Origin of the sequence: Niallia sp. FSL W8-0951, assembly GCF_038006525.1 — a bacterium.
GTDB classification, from domain to species: domain Bacteria; phylum Bacillota; class Bacilli; order Bacillales; family Cytobacillaceae; genus Niallia; species Niallia circulans.
Map to the genome: position 1 here is coordinate 2,470,915 of NZ_JBBOVK010000001.1, position 16,101 is coordinate 2,487,015.

The 16,101-nt window shown below is 34.8% G+C and carries 17 protein-coding genes and 2 other annotated features; of the genes, 3 read left to right on the forward strand and 14 right to left on the reverse strand.

Annotation, left to right across the window (positions count from 1 at the left end; genetic code table 11):
- Positions 1 to 26 precede the first annotated feature (26 nt).
- Positions 27 to 1,187, forward strand: a complete 1,161-nt coding sequence (locus NSS71_RS12375) for an ROK family protein (protein ID WP_061798701.1) — start codon at positions 27 to 29, stop codon at positions 1,185 to 1,187.
- Between the two features lie 277 nt (positions 1,188 to 1,464).
- The gene (locus NSS71_RS12380; protein WP_047941903.1) at positions 1,465 to 2,577 is read left to right on the forward strand and encodes an AI-2E family transporter; all 1,113 of its coding nucleotides are present in this window, start codon (positions 1,465 to 1,467) and stop codon (positions 2,575 to 2,577) included.
- A 91-nt stretch (positions 2,578 to 2,668) separates the two neighbouring features.
- On the opposite strand, the gene NSS71_RS12385 is transcribed toward NSS71_RS12380, so the two are convergent.
- Positions 2,669 to 3,754 (reverse strand): M42 family metallopeptidase, encoded by a 1,086-nt coding sequence (locus tag NSS71_RS12385; protein WP_047941902.1) that lies wholly within the window; start codon positions 3,752 to 3,754, stop codon positions 2,669 to 2,671.
- Positions 3,755 to 4,035: 281 nt separating this feature from the next.
- Between NSS71_RS12385 and NSS71_RS12390 the strand changes: the two genes are divergently transcribed.
- Entirely contained in the window at positions 4,036 to 4,389 is a 354-nt protein-coding gene (locus NSS71_RS12390) for a hypothetical protein (protein WP_047941901.1), read from the forward strand.
- 130 nt (positions 4,390 to 4,519) lie between these two features.
- Here NSS71_RS12390 and NSS71_RS12395 read toward each other — a convergent pair whose 3' ends face one another.
- The 13 genes from NSS71_RS12395 to mutM all read right to left on the reverse strand — a co-directional run bounded on the left by NSS71_RS12395 (position 4,520) and on the right by mutM (position 16,095).
- A complete protein-coding gene (locus NSS71_RS12395) occupies positions 4,520 to 5,095 on the reverse strand; it encodes a TVP38/TMEM64 family protein (protein WP_047941900.1) in 576 nt (191 codons plus the stop codon).
- A gap of 68 nt (positions 5,096 to 5,163) precedes the next feature.
- Positions 5,164 to 5,430, reverse strand: coding sequence for a DUF1294 domain-containing protein (locus NSS71_RS12400; protein WP_082138309.1), 267 nt, complete (start codon positions 5,428 to 5,430; stop codon positions 5,164 to 5,166).
- 67 nt (positions 5,431 to 5,497) lie between these two features.
- Entirely contained in the window at positions 5,498 to 5,854 is a 357-nt protein-coding gene (gene rplT / locus NSS71_RS12405; protein WP_031534824.1) for a 50S ribosomal protein L20, read from the reverse strand.
- Positions 5,855 to 5,880: 26 nt separating this feature from the next.
- On the reverse strand, positions 5,881 to 6,081 hold the full coding sequence (gene rpmI, locus NSS71_RS12410; protein WP_016201803.1) for a 50S ribosomal protein L35: 201 nt from the start codon (positions 6,079 to 6,081) through the stop codon (positions 5,881 to 5,883).
- A 15-nt stretch (positions 6,082 to 6,096) separates the two neighbouring features.
- Positions 6,097 to 6,600, reverse strand: a complete 504-nt coding sequence (gene infC, locus NSS71_RS12415) for a translation initiation factor IF-3 (protein WP_016201804.1) — start codon at positions 6,598 to 6,600, stop codon at positions 6,097 to 6,099.
- 150 nt (positions 6,601 to 6,750) lie between these two features.
- Positions 6,751 to 6,888 (reverse strand) — a sequence feature (ribosomal protein L20 leader region).
- Between the two features lie 188 nt (positions 6,889 to 7,076).
- Positions 7,077 to 9,014, reverse strand: a complete 1,938-nt coding sequence (gene thrS / locus NSS71_RS12420; RefSeq protein ID WP_047941898.1) for a threonine--tRNA ligase — start codon at positions 9,012 to 9,014, stop codon at positions 7,077 to 7,079.
- A gap of 82 nt (positions 9,015 to 9,096) precedes the next feature.
- Positions 9,097 to 9,337 (reverse strand) — a binding site (T-box leader).
- Between the two features lie 71 nt (positions 9,338 to 9,408).
- On the reverse strand, positions 9,409 to 10,254 hold the full coding sequence (gene ytxC / locus NSS71_RS12425; protein WP_047941897.1) for a sporulation protein YtxC: 846 nt from the start codon (positions 10,252 to 10,254) through the stop codon (positions 9,409 to 9,411).
- Positions 10,255 to 10,770: 516 nt separating this feature from the next.
- Positions 10,771 to 11,700, reverse strand: coding sequence for a primosomal protein DnaI (gene dnaI / locus NSS71_RS12430; RefSeq protein WP_047941895.1), 930 nt, complete (start codon positions 11,698 to 11,700; stop codon positions 10,771 to 10,773).
- A gap of 21 nt (positions 11,701 to 11,721) precedes the next feature.
- On the reverse strand, positions 11,722 to 13,128 hold the full coding sequence (locus tag NSS71_RS12435; protein ID WP_047941893.1) for a replication initiation and membrane attachment family protein: 1,407 nt from the start codon (positions 13,126 to 13,128) through the stop codon (positions 11,722 to 11,724).
- Positions 13,129 to 13,233: 105 nt separating this feature from the next.
- Complete coding sequence (nrdR, locus tag NSS71_RS12440) at positions 13,234 to 13,689, reverse strand: transcriptional regulator NrdR (protein ID WP_047941891.1); 456 nt, start codon at positions 13,687 to 13,689, stop codon at positions 13,234 to 13,236.
- Positions 13,690 to 13,801: 112 nt separating this feature from the next.
- Positions 13,802 to 14,407 (reverse strand): dephospho-CoA kinase, encoded by a 606-nt coding sequence (gene coaE / locus NSS71_RS12445; RefSeq protein WP_047941890.1) that lies wholly within the window; start codon positions 14,405 to 14,407, stop codon positions 13,802 to 13,804.
- 146 nt (positions 14,408 to 14,553) lie between these two features.
- Positions 14,554 to 15,189 carry a sporulation membrane protein YtaF gene (gene ytaF, locus NSS71_RS12450; RefSeq protein ID WP_047941889.1) on the reverse strand — a complete coding sequence of 212 codons (636 nt, stop codon included), beginning with the start codon at positions 15,187 to 15,189 and terminating at the stop codon, positions 14,554 to 14,556.
- 78 nt (positions 15,190 to 15,267) lie between these two features.
- Positions 15,268 to 16,095 carry a DNA-formamidopyrimidine glycosylase gene (mutM, locus tag NSS71_RS12455; RefSeq protein ID WP_047941888.1) on the reverse strand — a complete coding sequence of 276 codons (828 nt, stop codon included), beginning with the start codon at positions 16,093 to 16,095 and terminating at the stop codon, positions 15,268 to 15,270.
- Between the last annotated feature and the right edge of the window lie 6 nt (positions 16,096 to 16,101).

The following is a 16,101-nucleotide window of genomic DNA, read 5'->3' on the forward strand; positions in this document are numbered from 1 at the left end:
GGTGATAAACTGTTTGGAGGAAAATAATGGTCACAGACAAATATGTAATTAGAGAACAAAATGCTTCTCTTGTTATGGAGCAAATTGTTCAGCATGCCCCTATCTCTCGGGCAACCCTTTCGGCTAATATTGGGTTAAATAAAGCAACTGTTTCTGATATAACAAAGAAGTTACTTGAAGAGAAACTAATAGAAGAAATCGGAATTGGCGAAAGTAGTCACTCTGGGGGAAGAAAGCCAATTCTTTTACAACTAAATAAGAAAGCTGGTCTTTCGATTGCCATAGAGCTTGGCTATGACTTTATTTCTACAATGGTTACTTATTTAGATGGAGAGGTGGTTTTTTATAATAAAGAAAGGGGTACGTTTATTAAGAAAGAAAATGTTCTTTCCCATATTTCTGATATTATTGAAAAATATGAAAAAATAAGTAATCTGACAACCTATGGTATCGTTGGGATTGGGATTGCTATACATGGTATTGTTAATAAAAATAATATTTTATTTACTCCTTATTATGATTTAGAGAAAATAGAACTTTATGAAGAGTTAACGAAACTGTATCAGTATCCTATTCATATTGAAAACGAAGCTAATTTAACTGCCATTGGAGAGTCTACTTTTTCAACAGAATTTAATAACTTAATTAGTTTAAGTATCCATAGTGGTATTGGTGCTGGAATTATTATTGATGGGCAATTGTTTACAGGTTTAGACGGAAGAGCTGGTGAAGTTGGTCATTCTATTCTTTATCCAGATGGCAGAACTTGCCCTTGTGGAAATAAAGGCTGCTTAGAGCAATATTGTTCCGATAAGGTTCTTCTTGAGCAGTTTAAAGAGTTAAAACAATTATCCGATGTTACGCCAGATTTATTAGCTGAGCATTACTATGCTAATGATTTAGCAGTACAAGAACTGATTCAGCAACATTGCTATAATCTTTCAAAAGGGTTAAATAATATAATGACTTCTTTTGCTCCAAAGATTATATACATGAATAGTTCTGTCATTCGAAGAGTCCCTGATATACTTTCATTCATTCGTGATAACCTAGAAAGTTCTTTTAATAAAGATATTGTCATTGAAAATTCACGTCTTGGTTCTAAGGCATCTTTATTCGGCGCTACCGCTTTAAACATTCGTAATTTCTTAAATATTTCCCATTTAAAAATTATCAATGTTGAGTAACACGGCTTTTTTGCTTAAGTTAAAGGATGATACAATCCTTTGCTCCTTTCAACAAATTGGAGTGGATTGTATCATTTCTTTTTGTTTCTACCTATATCCTTCCCAAAATACCATTATTTTTTATATTTTTTTGAAACTTTTTTCCCAGCTATTTCGTTAATATCATGATGGATTTATAGGGTGCTATAATCGTTTTATATAATGCATAACTATCATTACAAGAAATAGAGCGAATATGCTATACTTGCTATACAAAATATGAAAAAGGTGAAAAATTTTGACAAAAAAGAAGTTTCATTATTGGTTATTACAAGTTCTTATCATTGTTGCGATTGTTTATCTATGCACAAAAATTTCATTTTTATTTAAACCAGTGGCAGTGTTATTTTCAACTCTTTTTGTTCCCATTATCATTACTGGTTTCTTATACTTTTTACTTAATCCAATCGTTAAGTTTTTGCAAAAAAATAAAATTCCAAAGACACTTGCCATTATTATTCTATATGTTGGTGTTATCGGAATTTTGATTTTGGTTATTGGCAGTATCGTACCTATGATCAGCAAAGAATTTAGTGAGTTATTTAAAAATATACCTAAATATGCTGATGAAGCAGTGCAATATTTCCAATACTTAAATGATACAAAACAGTACAAATGGATTATGAATCAAGAATATGTAAAAATTGAAGATATAACAGAAAACCTAAAGGCCTATGCTCAAACAATTCCAAGCAATATAACAAATGGAATCGGTAAAATCATTAGTACTATGACTAATATCACCATTACAATTGTTACAGTTCCATTTTTACTTTTCTATTGTTTAAAAGATGGCAGCAAATTTCCGGAGGCACTCTCTAAATTTTTCCCTGCGTCTTATCGTAAAGAAGGATTACATATTATCAAAGATACAAGCGAAACAATTGCTGCCTACATACAAGGACAAGTTATTGTAGCTCTATTTGTAGGAACCTTGGCTTTGATTGGTTATTTAATAATCGGTCTTGATTATGCGCTTGTAATGGCTTTACTTGTGGCTGTAACAAACATGATTCCATATGTTGGACCATTAATCGGTGGTGCGCCTGCTGTTATTATCGCTATTTTCACATCACCAACACAAGCCTTACTAGTTATTATCGTCATTACCATTGCTCAACAGATTGAAGGAAATATTCTATCTCCTTTAATTCTTGGAAAAAGATTGGATACACATCCAGCAACCATTATTATTCTGTTATTAGTAGCCGGAAATTTAGCAGGTATTTTAGGAATGATTCTTGCAGTACCAACTTACGCTGCTGTTAAAACGATTGTAATCAATATTAACCGTCTGCTCAAAGCAAGGAAGGCAGCGATCTTGAATACTAAGATACCTCCACTAGAATAAAAATCATGTGGTTATTAGGATAAGATATATGACTTGTTGATAAAGCTTCTTAAAAAAGGGAATTTGATTAAAAAATCAAATTCCCTTTTAATTATGCAAATGTTAATGAATTTACTGTTTCACGATCTAATTTTTTAATTACCTCAACGATTAACTTAACAGCATTTTCATAATCATCACGGTGCAGCATTGCAGCGTGTGAATGAATATAGCGAGTTGCAATCGTGATAGATAAAGCCGGCACTCCCTTATGCGTTAAATGAATGGAGCCTGAGTCTGTTCCACCTGCTGGCACACTGTCAAATTGATAAGGAATATTTAACTCATCAGCAGTATCTGTAACTAAGTCACGTAGTCCTTTATGAGACACCATGGAAGCATCATATAAAATAATCTGAGGACCTTTGCCCATTTTACTTAATGCTTCTTTTTCTGTTACTCCTGGTGTATCACCAGCAATACCAACATCTACGCCAAAACCAATGTCCGGCTCAATAAAGTTTGCAGCTGTTTTCGCTCCACGAAGGCCAACCTCTTCCTGAACTGTGCCCACACCATAGACTATATTAGGGTGATTGCTGTCTTTTAAATTCTTTAATACATCTATCGCAATAGCACAGCCAATACGATTATCCCATGCTTTTGCAAGCAGCATTTTTTCATTATTCATAACCGTAAACTCAAAATATGGAACGACCATATCGCCCGGTTTTACGCCCCACTCCATTGCTTCCTCTTTAGAAGATGCGCCAATATCAATAAAGATATCTTTTAGGTCGATTGGTTTCTTTCTTGCTTCTGGACTTATTACATGAGGTGGTTTTGATCCTGTAATACCAGTGATCTCTCCTTTGCTTGTCACAATTGTTACTCGTTGGGCTAACATTACTTGTGACCACCAGCCGCCTACTGTTTGAAAATAGAGAAAACCTTTATCATCAATACGGGTTATCATAAAACCAATTTCATCAAGATGACCTGCAACCATTATTTTCGGTCCATTTGCTTGGCCAACTTTCTTAGCAATTAAGCTTCCTAAATTATCTGTTGTTACCTCGTCTGCATATTCTGCTATGTACTTTTTCATGACCTCTCTGGGTTCTTTTTCATTTCCTGGAATCCCTTTTGCATCAGTAAGGTCTTTAAGCATTGTTAATGTTTCATCTAATTTCGCCATTATTTCGACTCCCTCAATATAATATATTCTTCATCATTATACTAGAAAATAATTATAGTACAAAGTATAAGATACTTCTTAAGTATAGCTTTATTCAAAAGAGGTTACTCCTTCGTCTTACGGGTATAGAAAAGAACACTTGCTTATATTATGTATCAATTCTTTGTTTCTATTTATTTTTATTTCTTTTTTAAAATATTTTTCTAAAAATGAAACCTTTTATGTTCTCTTTCGTATTCTATTAGTTAATCCTGAAAATTTAAGTTACTGGAGGCTCTTTTATGAAATGGCTTTTGTTAATCGTTCTTCTCTCATTTCTTATTTATGGGTTATTTCGACTCACTTCTTTCTTAACGAATCCGCAGCGAAGATTAACATTCGCGCAAAAGCGTGGAACATTTTATTTGTTTGATAAAAAAGATAATATAAGAATGAATCTCTTACTAACATATAAAGGTCATTTGCTTGAGGGGGAAAAATACGCTGCTGCTGAAGAAGTGGATCACATTTTACTCTTTCCTACAAATCCTTATAATACAAAGTTGTCCACTCAAGATAAAGCCGATATAGAACAGTCACTATTGTCTATCTATCCAAAGGCAAAAATCGAATGGACACGGTTTAAAAAGTCGTAAATAACGGAAGCTCGAACTTCCGTAATCAACCAAATAAACCCCTGAACCATTATACATGCATACAAGAAAGCTTCGTATAATGGTTCAGGGGTTATATTCATTTAAGAAAGAAGGTCTTAAATTCTCCTTTTTATTCATGGGCCTCTTTAAAAAATTCTCTCCATTTTATTACCGTAATTTTTTCCCGTAAGATATAAACAAGTATCGCTAACGCAAACAAAATGATCACAACCATTGTCAACGAGAATTGACTGATAAATTGGCCAAAAATAGTATAGAAAAATGCTAAAGGAATATTGCTTATAAAAGAAGTTTTACTATATTCCTTTAAACTTTTTCTTTTTTCCAACAAGCAGAAATTTAATAAATGATAATGAAACACAGGGATCAATCTTAAAACGGAGATTTGTCCGAGTGTTAAATTACGATATTCACCAAACCATCTTTTTTTTAGATGAGATAGTTTGTTATGAGTTTTTGGCAAGCGGTGAATGACCGCATAGAATAAGAGACAATTAATGGTTAAGCCGATAATAGAATAGATGGTACCAAGCGTCACTCCAAATAAAACTCCTCCCGCAATACAGACTAGAATAGGAGGAATAAACAAAAATTGCCGAAGTGTATGGAATAAAATAAAAATAATCGGTGCTAATATCCCACTAACTTCTACCATTACAAATAGGACTGATAACTGCTCTTCCATCTTATCACCTTCTGCTCTAAAGAATCATGTTGTTATTACAGTGTATAAGAAAAGAGATGAGAATATGCCTAAACATTTAGTACATAAAGTACAATCCCAGCTTCTAGTAATGTCAAGAGAGGTAAACCATATTTGAAAGAAACATGCTTTGTTTTATGACGAAACTTTTTCATTCCAATAAATAAACCCAGCGCTCCAAATAGAATAGCAGTAATCCACAATGTTTTTTCACTTATCCGATACTGATGCTTAATTGCTCTTTTTTTATCTATCCCCATTAGAGAGTAAGCGAATATATTCACGACTGCCAAATAGATTAATACATATGTAATCACATGTTCTCCCCTTTCGCAAAAAAGTATAGAAAAAAAGAAGGTATAAGGTACCTTCTTTTTAAAAAACTTATTTTAAGTTTTGTTTTGCAACTGTTGCTAATTCAGCAAATGCTTTTTCATCACTTACAGCAAGTTCAGCAAGCATTTTGCGGTTTACTTCGATACCAGCTAATTTTAATCCGTGCATTAAACGGCTATAAGAAAGACCGTTAATACGAGCAGCTGCATTGATACGAGTAATCCATAATTTACGGAAATCACGTTTCTTTTGACGACGATCTCTGTATGCATACATTAATGATTTCATTACTTGTTGGTTTGCAACTTTGTATAATGTATGTTTTGAACCATAATAACCTTTAGCTAATTTAAGAACTTTTTTACGACGTTTGCGTGTAACTGTACCGCCTTTAACACGTGGCATATTATTTCCCTCCTATATTGAAAAAATTACTTAATGTTGTCTAATAAATGACGAATGCGTTTGAAATCGCCTTTGGATACTAATCCAGCTTTGCGAAGTTTACGTTTTTGCTTAGTAGATTTGTTAGCAAATAAGTGACTAGTATAAGCTTTTGAGCGTTTTAATTTACCAGAGCCTGTCTTTTTGAAACGTTTAGCAGCTCCGCGGTGAGTTTTCATTTTTGGCATTTGGTATTCCTCCTCTTACTTGTCGTTTTTAGGCGCTAAAGTCATGAACATGCTTCGACCGTCCATTTTCGGATGTGATTCCACAGTGGCAACTTCTGCACAAGCTTCTGCAAAACGAACAAGTACACGTTGACCGATTTCCTTATGTGTAATAGCACGTCCCTTAAAACGGATGGATGCTTTTACTTTATCGCCTTTTTCTAGGAACTTAATAGCATTACGAAGCTTTGTATTAAAGTCATGCTCATCTATAGTTGGACTAAGGCGAACCTCTTTAATATTAATGATTTTTTGATTTTTACGTGCTTCTTTTTCTTTCTTTTGCTGTTCAAACTTGTATTTACCGTAGTCCATGATTCGAGCTACTGGCGGCTTTGCGTTTGGAGCAACAAGAACCACATCAAGATTAACACGTGTTGCAATTTCAAGAGCTTCAAATTTCGTTTTAATCCCAAGCTGTTCTCCATTTTGGTCAATAAGACGAACTTCTCTAGCACGAATGCCTTCATTTAAAATCATATCTTTGCTAATAGTTAAACACCTCCAAGGTTAATGACGAATACAACGTTCGGGTCAAGAATAATCTATTCTAGGTCACCTTCTCTAGATTAGATACTAATTGACACTTGACTCCCAAGTTGACATCGTAGGCTTTGTAATCTTTATCATCCAAATAAAAAAGTGTGGATGATCAATTCACCCACACTTACGAAACAAAAGTAATACCTAAAATGTTTTACGTAATACCTGTTAACTACTTGGAATCTGTGTCAATCAGGTGAGAAGCGGGTGCTTCTTCTTTTCCTCAAACTCGTATTCAATTTACCTTAGTAACTATATCACAATTGATATCTATAAGTCAACGAAAGAAATATCACAACGAGAAAAATTTTATCAAAATAATGGATTCAATGCAATACTTTTTATACATAAATTCAGAAAAGCTCGGAATATAGGTTGAAAATCAGAAATTCCGGCTTGGAAATACAACTCATTTAATTGGATAATTTCACTTCTTGTGTTAAATTTTCTAAGAAATCTACATAAGAAACTGTTTCTGATTTTTGTTCTCCGTATTTGCGGACATTTACGGCTTTGTCTTCTACTTCATTGTCTCCCACTACTAGCATGTATGGAATTTTTTTCATTTGTGCTTCACGAATTTTATAGCCGATTTTTTCGTCGCGCTCATCCAGCTCAACGCGGAAACCGTGTCTTTGTAAGTTTTCTTGCACCTTTTTTGCATATTCAAAATGTACAGAAGGTGATACTGGAATAACTTGTACTTGTACTGGTGATAACCAAGTAGGGAATGCTCCTTTGTATTCTTCAATCAAGAATGCAATGAAACGCTCCATTGTTGACACTACACCTCTATGGATCACTACTGGACGATGCTGCTTTCCATCTTCTCCAACATATGTTAAGTCAAAGCGTTCTGGTAATAAAAAGTCCAATTGGACAGTAGAAAGTGTTTCATCCTTTCCTAAGGCAGTCTTCACTTGCACATCTAATTTCGGACCGTAGAATGCTGCTTCTCCTTCTGCTTCAAAGTAATCTAGACCTAGATCGTCCATTGCTTCTTTCAGCATGCTTTGTGCTTTATTCCACATCGCATCGTCATCAAAGTATTTCTCTGTATCTGCAGGATCACGATAAGATAAACGGAACGAGTAATCTGTAATATTAAAGTCTTTATATACTTCTAGCACTAAGTTTACAACACGCTTAAATTCATCTTTAATTTGGTCTGGTCTTACAAAAATATGGGCATCATTTAGAGTCATTCCACGAACACGCTGTAATCCAGATAAAGCACCAGACATTTCGTAACGATGCATTGTGCCAAGCTCTGCGATACGGATTGGTAACTCGCGGTAGCTGTGAATATCATTTTTGTATACAACCATATGATGCGGACAATTCATCGGACGAAGAACTAGCTGCTCATTATCCATTTCCATCACAGGGAACATATCTTCTTGATAGTGATCCCAGTGTCCAGATGTTTTATATAAATCAACACTTCCCATGATTGGTGTATACACATGGTTATACCCTAATCGCTCTTCTTTATCTACAATATAACGTTCTACAATGCGTCTGATTGTTGCGCCTTTTGGCAGCCATAGCGGCAAGCCTTGTCCGACTTTTTGAGAAGTCATAAATAAATCTAATTCTTTTCCGATTTTGCGATGATCTCTTTCTTTTGCCTCTTCTAAAAAGCGTAAGTGCTCTTCTAACTCATTCTTCTTAAAAAAGGCAGTTCCATAAATACGTTGAAGCATTTTATTATCGCTGTTCCCTCTCCAGTATGCACCTGCAATGTTCAGCAATTTAAACTCTTTTAGTTTTCCAGTAGATGGTACGTGAACACCGCGACAAAGATCAATAAATTCTCCTTGTTGGTATAATGTTACTGTCTCGTCTTCAGGAATTGCATCGATTAACTCTAGTTTATATTCATCATCCATTTCTTTAAAAAGCTCAATCGCTTCTGCGCGACTTACTTCTTTGCGGACAATCTCCAGATTTTCGTTAATAATTTTTTTCATTTCTTTTTCAATAGCCGGTAAATCTTCAGGTGTTAACGATTGCTCTAAATCAATATCATAGTAAAATCCATTTTCGATAACTGGCCCTACACCGAGCTTAACATTTCCATAAATTCGTTTAATAGCTTGTGCCATTAAGTGCGCAGAGCTATGGCGTAAGATTTCTAAAGCATCTGGGCTATCCGGTGTAATGATTTCAAAAGAAGCATCCTCTAGTATAGGTCTTTTCAAATCATATAAAGAGCCATTAATTTTCCCTGCTAGTGCTTTTTTTCTTAAGCCTGGGCTAATGGAACCCGCAATATCTTCTGTTGTAGTCCCTTCTGGAAACTCCTTTACCGCTCCGTCTGGAAATGTAATCTTAATTAATTCTGACATGAAACTTCCTCCTTTATTTTTGCCATTAAGCTTTTCTTGTACGATAAGAACCGATTAAAACGCAAAAAAACCCATCCCTATGCGAAGGGACGAGTTTTATAGTAAAAACACGTGGTTCCACCCTAATTCCCAAACAATGAAAATGTCTGGCTTTAGTTTAAACAGATAACGGCTGCTGAAACCGCCAGTCATTACTGAGGATAATCCCGTTCCTGACTGAAGTTTAAAGGTGGTAAGCAATCTTATCGTGTTAGGAAGTTCCCAGCATCCTTCCCTCTCTTGAAACCGTACAAGAAAACTATTGTCCTTATCATTACATGTATAAGTTATAGTTAATTTATGTACGTTATTATATGCTTTTCTAGACATAAAATCAAGGGAATTAAAGGGAAACTTACTTCATTTCTGTCTGTGTGCTTATTCTTAGAAAAAACTGTTCTTTATCTAAAAGTTGTACTCGTTCTTCAAAAATATTTAAAATAGTTCGCACAATAGGTAATTCTCTATCCTCTGTATACAAAAAGATAGTTTTCGGTGCGATCGCAAGCAATGGTCCTAGAGAATAGGGATCGATATAATGGGTAGAAGAAACAACATTTTTTTGATCATACAGCATCATTAGCTCTTGCTGGGGAATTTCCCGGTATTCTGTATCAAAAAATTGTATTTCTAGATCAATTAACACATGAATATGATTCACTTTTGCAGCCTTTTTGGAAAGGGAATTTCGCAAAGTATGAATAAACACCTGATATTCTTGTTCCATTTTGTACTCATCAATCGATAATTCTATGTATTTTATCAACTTTCCAATAAAAGACTTTAATCGAAAGGTCACAAAGGAATCAAAGGAAAATTCTTTATGTTGTTCTATTATGAAGTTATTCATACACTCTGAAAGACAACTCTTTATGTTTATCTCTTTTATTAAAGTGGTAAGTCCTTCCCGCTCTTCCTCCACTAAACTGTGAAGTATTTCTAATATACTCCGCTGTTCTAGTTCATCCATATAGAAATAACGATTTTTTAATATTTCTCTCGCCCAATCATCTGTTTTTATATGCAAGATAAAAGCGGTTAAGCATTTCTTTATCTCCTGACTGCTTCCATCTGTTTTAACGACTATACACTTATTGTCGTCGTCCACTCTGTCAAACGACTCCACATATTTTACCTGTTTCTTCAGTATGCGCAAAAATCTCAAAGCATCTTTTTGATCATGAAATTGAATTTCAATCAACCGTATCCCCCCTTTATAAAGAAGTCCTCGATTTCATATATATGGGGGGGAGGTAGAAAATAGACTTAAAATATGTATGCAGATTAATGGACGATTATAAAAAATAGTTAAAAAACAAAAAAGACAGACTATCCACTTAGTCTGTCCTCACCACTTTATAAACCAATCATAAAAAAAATAGGATAGCTCCTAATACGAGAGCATACAAAATAATATATCCTATATACAATTTTTGAAACGAAATAGAACGCTTTTCGCATCGAGTTCTAATATATGCAAGTAATCTTCTATTCTTTGTTATATACGTATAGGTTAAACCAAATACTAATAACGCTAGGATTATCTTATAGATTCCCGGGCTGTAAAAAGATAGAAAAAAGGGAATTAACAATAACAATATCGTTATTGATACAAAGAAAAGAAACTGATTATATCGCTTTATTGCTAATTTTTCCGCATTTGAAATTTCCGTCAACACACATTTCTCCTTCATAGAAATTGAAACTTTTTAACTTATTATAGTCGCTTATTTTTCCCTTTGACGCGAATAGGTGTAGATAAATAACGAATTCTCTCCATTACTCTCATCGCTTTCATCTTTTCCTCTTCTCCTCTTTGCGAATAAGTAAGATGATGCTCTAAGCCACTAAAGTCAAAATTGGACGTAAATAACGTTGGTAAATTCTCTAACATTCTGAACTGCAAAATCGGCCCAAGCACCTCATCTCGAATCCAACTAGACATTGTTTCTGCTCCGATATCGTCCAGCATTAAAATAGGCTCACGTTTTATACTTTCGATTTTATCATTTAATGTACTATCAGCAATGGAGCTCTTCATTTCTCTAAATAATTCAGGAACATATACAATCATAGAGGAAATTTGCTTTTGTGAAAGCTTATTAGCAATTGCTCCTAAAATATACGATTTTCCTACACCAAACTCTCCATAAAAATAGATCCCTTTATGTCTTTCACCAGGTTTATAATCTTCTACAAATCGGATAGCCGCTTCCACTGCCTCCATTCTCTCTCCGTCAAGATCAATGGTATTAAAGGAAGCCTCTAGAATATCCTTTGGTACATATAAGCTTTTAATCAGCTTCTCTTTTTTCTTCTGATTATCTTCCGTCAACTTACGGGGACAACGGTCATACTGAATCTCTATATTCCCTCTGACTATTACTAGACTAGGATGGTATCCCTGCATCATATTTACACATTCCTGAAGACTAGGGCATTTATTACAAGCTTTGCTTTGATTGGCATATTCATATAGCTTTATCATGCCAACATCAACCGCATTGGAAGTAAGCTCATCCTCATGCTCTCGTAGAAAGGCTCTTACATCAGGATGTGCAAGCACTTCCTGCTTCATAGCACGGTATCGTTCCTGAAAATTATTACCCGCACCAAATTTCTTTAAGGTATCGTTAATTCTTTCCACCGTTTACTCCACCACCTGATATTATAATTTTTTTATGCGTTCTTCCAGCTCACGCTTTTTTTGTTCCAAATCTTGATCGTTTGCTTCCTTAGAAGAAGTATTTCCCTCCGTTTTCTTCGTTCCTTCGTTATCCTGATTTTGCCCAAACCATTCGGGAATTTTTTCTGTCCGAATAACTTTTCGGGTTGACTTCGACTGTGGATTTTTTTTACCTTGAGCCCATTCCATATATTGCTTATGCTCTTTTTTGGCTAGAGCCATTGCCTCTTTTACTGTACGGATATTCTTTCTAACCCATTGGCCAGCAATCTTCTCCATATATCCCTTTGTCAATTTCATATCTGTTTTTAGCATAACATATTGAATTAGTACATTGATTACACCTGGAAGCAGCTTCTGCGAAAACATTATTTCTTCGATTATTTGCAAATCTGTTTTGGAAGGTTCTGCCCCTCCTGAAACGTCCTTCAACACTTGACGCGGGGAGGTATGATCTAAATAATAGATTAATTCTTCCTCTTGTGATTTTGGCGCATCAGTTGATGAATAATCCTTTTGCGGCTGTTTCCGATCCACTAACATCGGCAGCAAGTCATTATGTTGAAATTGATACCAATCACGAGCAGCTATTCTCAGTTCTTCAATATCAATCTCATCCTGTTGGTTAATCGCACTAATGACAATATTCTTCATTTGAATCGGATCAATTCCATAAATAAAGGCAAGATTATGGATTGCTTCCTTCACCTTTTTCGTAAATGCCTTTTTCGATAATAAAGAATCGTGTATTCCTGCATATAACAATTCAAAGTCAAAATCGCTCTTAGTAATTTGTATTCCAACTTGTTCTTCTCTTCCCATATAGGTTTGATCAGCAGTCTCTTCTTCCTCTAATTCATGCATTGCTCGAACAGCTCCACTATGATCAGACACAAACACCTCTTGGAAGGCTTTCGTTATGGGCTGAAAACTAGGATCCACGATTTTTTCATCCGAAAAGAATTTTTTCAATCTGCTATACTGTGCTTTTCCAATTTTTCTATATAAATAAACATTTAACATTCCATCAAGAAAATACTGAGCTGGTGATAAAGGCGGCTGTAGTTCATAGATAAACGACCGATTGCCATCTTCTTTCTTTAAATATGTTTTTAAAAGACCTATTCCTTCTAACTTTAATCTTGCTTCATATATATCATTTAAACCACAACTCATAAAATTCATTAAGCTATGATGTGTATTTGTCAGAGACCACAAGCGATTTTCTTCCACTTCTGCCCATAAGGTCATGTATAAAGCTAAACACTTTGTCCCAATTAATGGTTGATATAAGAAGGTGATTGTCTTTCGATCATAATCACTCAACAGTCCATTCACCGCTACTCGATATCTATCGACGGGAAGCAGGTCTTGCCAATGCTGAGACATACTCATCCTTCCTTTCTATTTCAATCCTTTCCGCCACAGGGAGGAAAGGCAAAAAAGAGCCAAAGAAATCTTTAGCTCCCTTAGTAATCTTTTCCATGTAACTTTTTAATCTTTTTTAATTAATTCTTTCAATTCATCAATAAACACATTAATATCTTTAAATTGGCGATATACAGATGCAAAACGTACATACGCTACTTCATCGATTTTCGCCAGTCGATCCATTACCATCTCACCGATTGCTTCACTTTTTATTTCGGAAGCAGCATTACTGCGAAGTTCTTTCTCTACTTCTGCTGTTATTTCCTCTAATTGTTTTAAAGCTACCGGTCTCTTCTCACAAGCTCTTATTAAGCCGCGCAATATTTTATCCCTGCTAAATTCTTCACGCGTCCCTTCCTTCTTCACTACAATCAAAGGAATTTCTTCTACCTTTTCAAAAGTAGTAAATCGATTCCCACAAGCTTCACATTCTCTTCTTCTTCGAATCGATTTATACTCATCAACTGGTCGTGAATCAAGAACGCGGGTGTTATTATGTTGACAGGTAGGACATCTCATCTCTATTATCAGCTCCGAATTCTTTGTTCCATGTATATACTTATCTTCATATTATATAAAATTACAAGCTTGTACAAGTAATTATCTAAAATTCTCTATTAAAAGATGAAATTCAGCGAGGGGAAACTCCCCATTTTTTTAAAATTCTATTTGCTTGGTGGATTGACTCTTCCATCGATCCATTATTATTAATTACTTCATCAGCAAGTGCAAGTTTCTCCTGTAACGGCATTTGAGCGTTTATTCTTTTAAGCGCTTGCTCATAACTTAAATCGTTTCTTTTCATTAATCGCGCAATTTGAGTATCCTGATCTACATATACTAAGATTGTTCGATCAACTGTATGATTTAATTTATTTTCAAACAGCAAGGGAATATCTAAAATCACCACTTTTTCGCCAGCTTCCACTGCTTGTCTCTGCTTCTCCTCCATCCTTCTTCTAACATCAGGATGCACAATACTATTAAGCACACGCCGTTCCTCTTCATTTGAAAAAATAATTTCTCCCAGCTTTTGGCGATTTAGCGTTCCATCTGAATGTAAAACTTCCTTACCAAAATGAGCCGCTATTTTTATATATGCTGGTTCTCCTTTTTCCACAGCGAGTCTTGATTCAATGTCCGCATCGATAATCGGAATATTTAGTGATTGATAATAAGAGGAAATTGTTGATTTTCCACTCGCAATTCCTCCCGTTAATCCAACTATTAACGTCATAAAAATACCTACCTTATTGATTTTTAGTATGTAACAAAATCGAGAAAAAAGCCTTCTCTTTTTAAAGGAAAGAAGATAGATAATTCTAAAGGCGATTAGCCAAGGAGGTTCACCGCCTTAAAAAAACCAATTTCATAAATAAAAAATTAAAGTTTAAAGATGCCAATAATGATTAGGATAATCCCAGGAATAAAGGAGAATTTATCCATATAACTTTTCTCTGAAAGAAATCTCCCTAGATAAATCCCTAATAAAACAAAGGAAGTACTCATAAAAATCACAGCAAGCGTTAAAAGTAATGGAGGAAATCCTAGCATAGAAGCACCAATTCCAGCTCCAAATGCATCCAAAGACAAGGCGAAACCTAACACAACTGCTTCTAGCCCAGTAATTGTTCCTGATTTATCAAAATCGGCTGTTAATGGCTTCTTTAAAATATTGATGACAATCCCTAAAGATTTTATTTCAAAATTAATAATATTCTTTTCTTCTGTTAGTATTTCTTTTTCCTTGCTTGGCTTAAAATATTGATAAAGAATCCAACCACCTAATAGGATTAAAATAATCCCACCTATACTCTCTGCAAACGAAGGGGAGAATATCCTTGAGATAACATGACCAACTAACATCGCAATCAGAAGTGTCAAACCGGAACAACAGGCGATAATCAAAATAGAATTTAGGGGCATTTTCATTTTTCGAAGTCCGTACGTAAAACCAACACTAAAGCTATCGATGCTAACAGCGATTGCTAATAATAAAAGAGAAAACACCTGGACCATAAAGATAAGCTCCTTCCAAATCAATAGTAATATACTATATGGAAAGAGCCCATCCAATGTTAATTCAGGATTATTGTTTTATTTTTTTTGGCAATTAGGACAAAAAACGGTTCCTCTTCCACCGACTATAATTCTTTCTAAAGTATGGCCACATACTTTGCACTCTTGGCCTTTACGACCATATACATATAGTTCAAGCTGGAACATTCCAATTTGTCCTTGGGTGTTTACATAAGAGCGGATCGTACTACCACCTTTTTCAACCGCTTCAGATAAAGTAGCAATGATTTCTTTATATAATTTTTCTATTTCTTTCTCTTCTAGAGAACTTGCTACTCTCTCCGGATGAATGCCACTCCGGAATAAAGATTCATCTACATATATATTTCCTAACCCAACCACAATCTTTTGGTCCAACAATGCTGTTTTGATACTGCGATTCGTTTTGGATAAACGCTCTGAAAAATTCGCTATCGTAAAGTCAGCAGCAAAAGGTTCAGGTCCTAATTGGGAAAGGGGCATGGCGTTTAATTCTTCCCCTTTTTTAAATAAATGCATAGTACCGAATTTCCGGACATCTTTATATCTTAGCTCTGAACCATCTTCAAAAAAGAAAATAACATGTGTGTGCTTATCAACTGGCTCTTGCGCTTGAAAAACTCCATATTTACCTTCCATTCGCAAATGGGAGACGATGGTAAAATCATTTGTTTCAATTAATATAAATTTCCCACGTCTTTTAACATCTAAAATGGTTTGACCAACCAATGCATCTGAAAATTCTTCCACATTTTCTGGTTTTTTAATCATTTTTGCCCATGATACAACCACTTCTTTTATTATTTTATTTTGCGTCAGCTGTTTCAGCGTTTTACGTACCGTTTCAACTTCTGGTAATTCTGGCACTTCTAT